General features: G+C 45.2%; 4 protein-coding genes. 3 read left to right on the forward strand and 1 reads right to left on the reverse strand.

All coding sequences use genetic code 11. The annotated features are described in order from the left end of the window. The first annotated feature begins 289 nt into the window (after positions 1-289). The 3 genes from QT996_RS24115 (at position 290) to QT996_RS24125 (ending at position 8,385) form a co-directional block, all read left to right on the forward strand. Positions 290-5,761, forward strand: coding sequence for an AAA family ATPase (locus QT996_RS24115; protein ID WP_333049614.1), 5,472 nt, complete (start codon positions 290-292; stop codon positions 5,759-5,761). A gap of 115 nt (positions 5,762-5,876) precedes the next feature. Then, a complete protein-coding gene (locus QT996_RS24120) occupies positions 5,877-8,033 on the forward strand; it encodes a phosphodiester glycosidase family protein (protein WP_333049615.1) in 2,157 nt (718 codons plus the stop codon). Between the two features lie 142 nt (positions 8,034-8,175). Further along, positions 8,176-8,385, forward strand: coding sequence for a hypothetical protein (locus tag QT996_RS24125; RefSeq protein ID WP_333049617.1), 210 nt, complete (start codon positions 8,176-8,178; stop codon positions 8,383-8,385). A gap of 69 nt (positions 8,386-8,454) precedes the next feature. Here the strand turns inward: QT996_RS24125 and QT996_RS24130 are convergent, their stop codons facing one another. Next, the gene (locus tag QT996_RS24130) at positions 8,455-9,411 is read right to left on the reverse strand and encodes a succinylglutamate desuccinylase/aspartoacylase domain-containing protein (protein ID WP_333049619.1); all 957 of its coding nucleotides are present in this window, start codon (positions 9,409-9,411) and stop codon (positions 8,455-8,457) included. Positions 9,412-9,485 lie beyond the last annotated feature (74 nt).

Here is a 9,485-nt window from a genome sequence, read left to right on the forward strand (position 1 = left end):
CCATAATTATGCCACGCCTATTAATTAGCTTCTGAAGTTCCTCTTCCCTGAACTGCTGTCGTTCCATCCGCTTTAGCTAAGTCATTTTCTACTTAGTCTCAACTGCCGTATCAACAGCTCTTACATAAAATATTAAGTCTTGTTTTTCAAATAGCTATTTCATAATTTGATATCCAAAATATGTTAAGAAAAATGTAATTCAAGCAATAGCCGGGGAGATAGAGCGACAATAGTAAATATCAACTCTAAAAAGCTTCAGGCTTGACAAAAGCAGTAGGAATACGTAGGTATGGGTAGCATAACAAATCTTTTTCTAGGATATCACATAAACGAGCAAATATACGCAGGCACTCGAACTCTAGTGTATCGCGGTCTTCGCTCGGAAAATGGGCAGCCGGTCGTTATCAAACTGCTGCGAAATAACTTTCCCTGCTTCAACGAACTGGTTCACTTCCGCAACCAGTACGTCATTGCTAAAAACTTAGAGATCCCCGGCAGTGTCAAGGCATACAGCCTGGAGACTTACCAGAACCACTATGCTCTGGTGATGGAAGACTTTGGCGGAATTCCCTTAAGTAGCTACCTCGCTCGTCTAGCATCCGAGAGCAACGCACCCCTAGAAAGCTTACCCGTTAGAGAGTTTCTGCCCATTGCGATTCAAATTGCCAACGCCCTTGACGGACTTTATCGCCACCACGTTATCCATAAAGACCTCAAGCCCGCCAATATTCTAATTAACCCCAGCAGTAAAGAAGTCAAGCTGATTGACTTCAGCATCGCTTCCCTGTTGCCGCGCGAAACCCAAGAAATTCAAACTCCCAACGTCCTCGAAGGCACCTTACCTTACATATCTCCTGAACAAACTGGGCGAATGAACCGAGGCATTGATTACCGCACAGATTTCTACTCGCTAGGAGTAACATTCTACGAATTACTAACAGGAAAATTACCATTCCAAACAGACGATCCAATGGATTTGGTACACTGCCACCTCGCCAAACAACCACTCGCAGCCTCAATTATCAACCAGAGAGTTCCATTGGTGTTGTCTGAAATTGTTAGCAAACTGATGGCAAAGAATGCTGAAGAGCGCTATCAAAGCGCCTTAGGACTGAAGTTTGATTTGGAAACTTGTTGGCACGAGTGGCAAGAGACAGGGGCGCTGACTAACTTTACAATCGGGCAGCGAGATTTGTGCGATCGCTTCATCATCCCAGAAAAATTATACGGTAGAGAAAACGAAGTATTCTCCCTGCTATCGACCTTCGAGCGCGTGAGTGCCGGCAGCACCGAAATGATGCTCGTTGCCGGTTTCTCCGGCATTGGCAAAACCGCTGTTGTCAACGAAGTCCACAAACCAATTGTGAGACAGCGAGGCTACTTTATTAAAGGCAAATTTGACCAATTCCAACGCAACCTCCCCTTTTCAGCATTTGTCCAAGCTTTTCGCGATTTAATGGGACAATTGCTATCGGAAACAGATGCCAAAGTAGAAAAATTCAAGTTAGAACTTGTGGCAGCTTTGGGCGATAGCGCTGGGGCGATAGTTGAAGTCATTCCCGAACTCGAACGTATTATGGGACCGCAACCGCCAGTCGCAGAACTTTCGGGCAGTGCCGGTCAAAATCGCTTCAATTTGTTGTTGGAAAAATTCCTTCAATTATTCACAACAAAAGAACATCCTTTAGTGATATTCTTGGACGATTTGCAATGGGCAGACTCAGCATCATTGAAGTTGATACAACTGCTGATGAGCGATATTGATAACCGCTATCTCTTATTAATTGGAGCTTATCGCGATAACGAAGTGTTTCCAGCGCATCCATTGATGCTGACGTTAGCAGATATTCAAAAAACTGAAGCAAAGGTGAATACTATTACCTTAGCTCCCCTCGATCGAGCAGACGTAAATAGTTTAGTTGCCGATACTCTAGCTTGTTCTACAGCGTTGGCTCTGCCTTTAACAGAACTCGTTTATCAGAAAACCCGAGGCAATCCATTTTTTAGCACACAATTCCTCAAGTCTTTGCATGAAGATAGGCTAATTGAATTTAATTGTGAATCTCGGTATTGGCAGTGCGATATCGTCCGAGTGCGAACCTTGGCACTAACGGATGATGTAGTAGAATTCATGGCACTTCAGTTGCGAAAGTTGCCAAGCAGGACACAGCAAGTTTTAAAGTTAGCTGCTTGTATTGGCAGTCAGTTCGATTTGGCGACGTTAGCAATTGTTGATGAAAATTCGCCCGTAGAAACCGCAACAGCTCTATGGAAGGCGCTGCAAGAAGGGTTAATTTTACCCATTAGCGAAGTTTATAAGTTTTATCAAGCAGAGGGCTATAGCGAATCGGTAATCGGTAATGGGAAGAAATCTGACCAATTACTAATTACCCCTGACCAATTACCCAAATACAAGTTTTTACACGATCGCGTCCAACAAGCAGCCTATTCCCTCATTCCCGAAGAGCAAAAGCGATCGACTCACTTAAAAATAGGTCAACTGTTATTAAAGAATACGCCAGAAGTTGAGCGAGAAGAAAGAATGTTTGATATTGTCAACCACTTGAATGTGGGAGTAAATCTAATTAGCCACGAGCTAGATAGGGAGCAATTAGCACACTTAAATCTGGTTGCCGGAAAGAAAGCAAAAGCTGCTACTGCCTATTCTGCAGCAGTTGAATATTTCAATAGTGGCAGAGAATTACTGGCAGTAAATAGTTGGGAAAATCAATACGAACTAACATTAGCGCTGCATACAGAAGCAGCAGAAGCGGCATATCTAAGCGGTGACTTTGACCGGATGGAGACATTAGCATCAGTCGTGGAAAGCTGCGCCCAAACGCTACTGGAAAAAGTGAAGGTATATGAAGTACAGATACAAGCTTATATGGCGCAATATAAGCTACAGGAAGCGCTGAATACAGGGTTGCCAGCGTTAAAGCAGTTGGGGGTAGAGTTTCCCTCCGAGCCAAATTTATCTGATATTGGACACGCACTAGGAGAAACCGCGTCAATTTTGAGCGGAAAGGGAACTGAGGACTTAATCGATCTCCCTCTGATGACAGATCCTCAACAAATAGCAACTATAACGATTCTGTCAAGCCTATTTACTCCTGCCTACATAGCGCTGCCGCCACTCGCGCCTTTGGTAGTTTGCAAACAGGTCAATTTATCTGTCCAATATGGCAATGCTTCTGTGTCTCCCTATGCTTTTGCCATATATAGTTATCTTCTCTGTGGCATGGGAGATATTGAGCGGGGCTATCAGTTCGGTCAAATGGCTTTACGTCTATTGTCAAAGTTGGATGCCCAAGAAATCCAAGCCAAGACATCCGCAATGGTGCATTCTAGTATTCAACCTTGGAAAGAACACTTCAGAAATAGTTTAAAACCTTTGCTGTCAGATTATACTTGTGGGCTGGAAACCGGAGAGTTAGAATTTGCTGGTTATGCTATGTTTCAATACAGTTATTATTCGTATTTTATTGGCAAGCAACTAACGCAACTAGAACGAGAGATAGCAAGCTACGCAGATGCCGTTAGTAAAATTCACCAGGAAGCAGCACTTTCTTATCAGAAAATTTGTTGGCAAGCCGTTTTGAACTTGATAGGAAGAGCGCAAGACCCCTGCCATTTAAAGGGAGAAGCCTACGACGAAGAGACAATGTTGCAACTGTATGAGCGAACCAATAACTACCTGGGGATTCATTACTTATACTTGCACAAACTTGTGCTTTGTTATCTGTTTGAAAATTACCCTGAAGCTTTTAAAAATATCGCTCAAATAGAAAGTTCTTTGAGCGCAGCTTCAGGGCAGATAACTGTTGTTCTCTTCTATTTCTACGATTCTCTAGTGCGGCTGGCAGTGTATGCCGATACTCCACAGTCTGAGCAACAGGAACTTCTCGATCGCGTACAAGCTAATCAAGAAAAAATGCAGAAATGGGCACATCATGCCCCCATGAATCATCTGCATAAATTCTATCTAGTGGAGGCAGAACGGCATCGAGTTTTAGGGGAAAAAATAGAAGCCCTTGAGATGTACGACAAGGCTATTGCCCTCGCCAAAGAGAACGAATACCTCAACGAGGAAGCACTGGCTCACGAACTAGCTGCCAAATTTTATTTGGAATGGGGTAAAGAAAAAATTGCCAAACCCTATTTAATTGATGCTTACTATGCTTACGCTCGTTGGGGAGCAAAAGCAAAGATTGACCATCTAGAACAGCGCTATCCCCAATTGCTTGCTGTGATCCTGCAACAGGAGCGAAATCGCCAGAATCCGAGCGAAACAATTCACACATCCACCCATAGTGACTCATCCATCTCTAATAGTAATAGAACAATTATCGGTAGCACCAGCAATTGGGACTTAGTAGATTTGCCGACAGTTATCAAAGCTTCTCAAGCTCTATCTAGCGAAATAAAACTCGAGCAATTGCTCACTACCCTCATGCAAGTGGTGGTGAAGAATGCAGGCGCTCAAACAGGAGCATTAATTTTGAATGAAGAGGGAAACTGGAGGATAAACGTCCAGTGCACAAACCGTCAAGACTGTCTTCTGCAATCAATTGCGGTTGAGGAGAGCGAAGTAATTCCTCTGAGCGTGATCAACTACGTCAAACGTACAAAAGAAACCCTGATTTTTGATGATGCTAGCAATCAACCAAGATTTGCATCTGACCCCTACATAATCCAACACCAACCTCAGAGCTTGCTGTGCACTCCGATCGGCGAGCGAGGGAAAATGATGGGGATTTTGTATTTGGAAAATAATTTAGCAACAGGGGTATTCACGGGCGATCGCGTCGCCATCCTCAACATCCTGTGCTCGCAAGCTGCAATTTCCTTACAGAACGCCCAACTGTATCAGCAATCACAGGAATATGCCCAAAAATTAGAGCTTTATCTCAGCGATCTCAAACAGATGCAACTGCAACTGGTACAGGGTGAAAAAATGTCTGCTCTGGGAAATTTAGTCGCAGGGGTAGCCCACGAAATTAACAATCCCGTAGGCTTTATCGCCGGCAACTTGCAACCGGCTCAAGAATACGTGGGGGATTTATTCAACTTGATTGATTTGTATCAAGAAAAATTTCCCCATCCGGGAGTGGAAATTGAAACAGAAATTGAGGATATGGACTTGGAGTATTTGCGAGAAGATTTGCCCAAATTGATTGGCTCAATGAAGGATGGAGTCGAGCGCATTCGCAATATCAGTACGAGTCTGAGAACGTTTTCCAGGGCAGATAGCGATCGACCAGTTTCTTTCAATATTCACGATGGACTTGAAAGCACTCTGCTAATTCTTAAGCACCGTTTAAAAGCCAACGAGTTCCGCCCTGCCATTGAAATTGTGACAGAGTATGGTAACTTACCCCTGGTGAAATGCTTTCCCGGACAGTTGAACCAGGTATTTATGAACGTATTGGCTAATGCCATTGACGCTCTGGAGGAGTCAAATAAGGAGCGCAGTTTTAGTGAAATTAAAGCCCTACCGAATCAAATCACGGTTCAAACTGTTCTGAGCGAATCCAACAATCAGGTGTTGATTCGCATTAAGGATAATGGAGTGGGGATGTCCAATGAAGTCAAGGAAAACATCTTTAACCACTTATTCACAACCAAGTCGGTGGGCCAAGGCACCGGATTGGGTTTGTCGATCGCTAACCAAATTGTTGTGGAAAAACATGGAGGTACATTAGTGGTGAATTCCTCCTTGGGGCAGGGTTCGGAGTTTGTGATTTCTATTCCGGCGTGAGCAGTTGGTAGTATGTCTTTAGGGGAATTTGCGCCGCTTAGTAAGAAGAAAGATACGGATATTCCGGGTTTCTAGAGCCCCATGCGTTTAGAAAGGAAATTGTGAGTTGTAAGCTGTGAAACGTAATTTTTTCTATTGGCGTCCAATATTGTCAGTCTCGATTTTACCCGTACTGGCGATCGCCCCGTCTTTGCTCTGGAATCAACCCGGAAGAACACAAGAGGGCGAGAGGGCTGGGCTGATTCATGCTTCGATTTCCCGCCAGGGAATGAATTCCCTGGCTGATAGCGAAAGTCGGTTAAAACCGACTGAAATATTGACCCATAGTTCTTTTGAGAAAACTTCAGCTATGAGACAGGGGTTGAAACCCCTGTCGGACTCTAGGCTTTTGGCTCAATCTGTACCGCCATCTTCGATAATTAGACAAGGCCGCCAAGTGTCCCTAAACGGCCGCATTCTGCCCCTCGCTTGGACTCAGCAGCAGGCAAACAACTCTTCTGCGGATTTCCGAACTTGGATTGCTGACGTTGGATTGATGCAAAGTGCGGGAGTGGATTTGCTCAGCAGCGCCGACAGTGCCAAACAACCAGTGCAGTGGTTTTCGGTATCTTTAACCGACGCTCAAAGCTTAGCAGCGCGGGCAACAGGCTCGTATCGTTACTTAGATGTTACCGATTTTGCTAGACTTGCGGGCTGGGAGATATCTGCTGATGGGAATATTCTAAAAATTACTTCTCAAACTGCAAGTGTTACCGGAATTCGGCAAGCAGAAATAGAATCGGGCGATCGCATTGTAGTAGATCTCGATCGACCAACTCCCTGGCAAGTCAACTTTGTCGATAAACCAAGCCCGTCGCCGACACCCACACCCAACCCCCCGGACGACCCCACAAAGCCCGCTATCCCACTGCAAAACCTCCGCGCTGCGCCAAACCTCGAAATACCAGACGATCCGACCAAACCCGGCCTGCCACTGCCAATAACGCCCGCAGCGCCGATCGCCGGTCAAGAATGGTCGATCGCGATCGATGCCCAAGTCGCTCCCGCCTTACTTCAGGACACTTTTCAAATCAGCAAACAATTGCTATCACTAAAAGTCGAACCTGACGGCGCTCAAACTAAAGTCAAAGTGAAGATTCCTTTAGGTTGGCGGCCGCAAGTTTTCAGCCTGGGAAATCCCAATCGATTAGTGATCGACATTCGGCCAGATTCGTTAGTAGAAAAAAACATTGTTTGGGCGCCGGGTGTGCAGTGGCGGCAGCAGTATCAAAATTTAGGAACTGCTCGTTTTCCAGTAGTTTGGCTAGAAGTTAATCCGCGTCAATCCGGTGTAAAAATTCGACCACTTCTCAGCAATCCACCTGCCGATCAAGGCACTGCACCTTTATTGCAAACAGCAGAAGTGTCGGGTGCGGCTGCGGCGATTAATGCAGGGTTTTTTAATCGAATTAATCGGTTAGCTTTAGGAGCAATTCGGCGTGACAATAAATGGCTTTCCGGGCCGATATTGAACCGGGGGGCGATCGCCTGGAACGATGGGGGAGAATTTGCGATCGATCGTTTAACTTTGCAAGAAACTGTGATCACTCCGGCAAATCAATTTTTGCCTGTTTCTCATCTCAATAGTGCCTACGTGCAATCGGGAATCGGCCGCTACACTCCTGATTGGGGAACAACTTATACTCCGTTGTCTGCCAATGAAATAGTTGTGACAGTTGCGGGCGATTCCCTACGGGATAGCTTTGCTTCACGAGTTGTCAGCCAATCCCCCGGAGGTGCGACGGGAACAACAATTTTTCCCATTCCAGCTAACGGTTACATTTTGGCTTTGCGTTCGGATTTGTCGATCGCCCCTCAATTCACACCGGGCACTTTATTACGTCTGGAAACTAACACTTTTCCGGCGGATTTTAACCGTTTTCCGTACATTCTCGGCGGCGGGCCGATGTTGGTAAAAAATAGTCGAGTTGTGCTGGATGCGAAGGCGGAAGGGTTTAGCGATGCGTATGTTAGACAGACAGCAATTAGAAGTGCGATCGGGCGAAATGCTGCGGGGAATTTGCTGATTGTAGCCGTGCACAATCGCGCGGGCGGGGCGGGGCCAAATTTCGCAGAACTGGCGCAGATATTGCAGCAAATGGGTGCTGTGGAGGCTTTAAATTTGGATGGGGGAAGTTCGACGAGTTTGTATTTGGGAGGTAGTTTGCTCGATCGACCTCCGTCAACAGCGGCGAGAGTTCATAATGCGATCGGAATCTTCATTCAACCATAAACCGTACCACCACCGAACAAACTCAAAAAACTCTTAGCCCCCCCTTAGCAAGGGGGGGGAGTAAGACTTAGCCCCTTGCTAAGAGTGGGAGTAGAAGTTTTTATAATCGAAAATTGCAAATCGAGCGGCTTGTTTGTATGTGATGGTAACGGGATATTCCCCGCGCAATTTGCAGGCTCAAGACCCGTTTTTGGCGGTTTTGCAAAATGATGTGGTTCCTGTGGGCGATCGCACTTCTGCGATTCCTCAACCGCTAGCCACCGTTATCGATCGCGCTTTAATTGACAATCCTGATATTTATTATAAAAGTGCAGCGGTATTTAAACAAGCCCTATTAAATAGCATATCGTAAATTATGGTTCGATTACCAATAAGTTTTCAGGAACCAAGTTTCTTCAAGAAACCTGGTTTCTTGGTATTCTCAATCTGCCATCACAGACAAGACATACTCTCCTTGATTTACTGACTGATTGGTCGAAACATCAAAAATGAAAACATCCGACTCAGCACCAACATCAACCAAACTCGGAAATTCCCCATTCTTATTAAAGCTGAGAATTTGATAAAGCCGATCGCCCTTTTTGACATAACTCCCCAAGTGCACTCGATTTTGAATCATCCCGCCCGCCGGCGCGTAGTATTTTATCACCGAATTTTTGGGGGTAAAAATAACTTGATGATTCGCAGTTTCCGGGAGAGGGAATCCATCTATTTTCAATAAACCCTTACTTGCTAAGTAATTTTTGATGCCCCGCAAGCCATTCGCCACCGACTCGGGATTCATTTCCATCCCCGAACCTAATTCTAAAGTCCAAGCTTCCACATCAAATTTGATCGCACTTCCCAACTCTGCCAAAATCTTTTCCAAAGCCAGCCAAGGCTTGAGAAACGCCTCGTCAAAAGCATCGCCGTCGTACTCGTCCATCAAGATTGCGCGATCGAGCAAAAAAGCTTTCGCACTCTCCTCGCGGGAATTAAAACAGTAAAGGTAATCTAAACTTTGATTCGTAGAACTGTGCAAATCCAGCACATAGTCAGCATCCAAACACAAAGATTGTAGCTGATATCGGTAAAGTTCGCTGTAGGGGCGGCAACTAGGAGCATTAATTTTTGCCAACTCTTTCGCAAAACTCAAAGCAATAGCTTTTCTGTAATTAGCTTTGACAGTATCGGCATCGAGATGGATGTGAGACTTCGCAAAACCCAGAATATCTTCCCCTTGTTTTTCAAAATCCCAGAAAATTCGGTTCCAATTTACCCCATCATAAAGATTGTAGCGACCAGGGGAAAAATGGTGCGCTCGCTGACTGACACCCACAGGATTACAAACAGGAACTAGCCAAATTTCCCCGCTTAACTGGCTGCTGTCCAAAGACATTAGACCTCTTGCGAAAGTCTCAGGCGATCTCTAATTTAGTCTTTAAAGAAAGTTCATAATTATAAATGCCAGCG

This window comes from Microcoleus sp. S13C4, from assembly GCF_036700865.1.
Lineage (GTDB): Bacteria > Cyanobacteriota > Cyanobacteriia > Cyanobacteriales > Microcoleaceae > Microcoleus.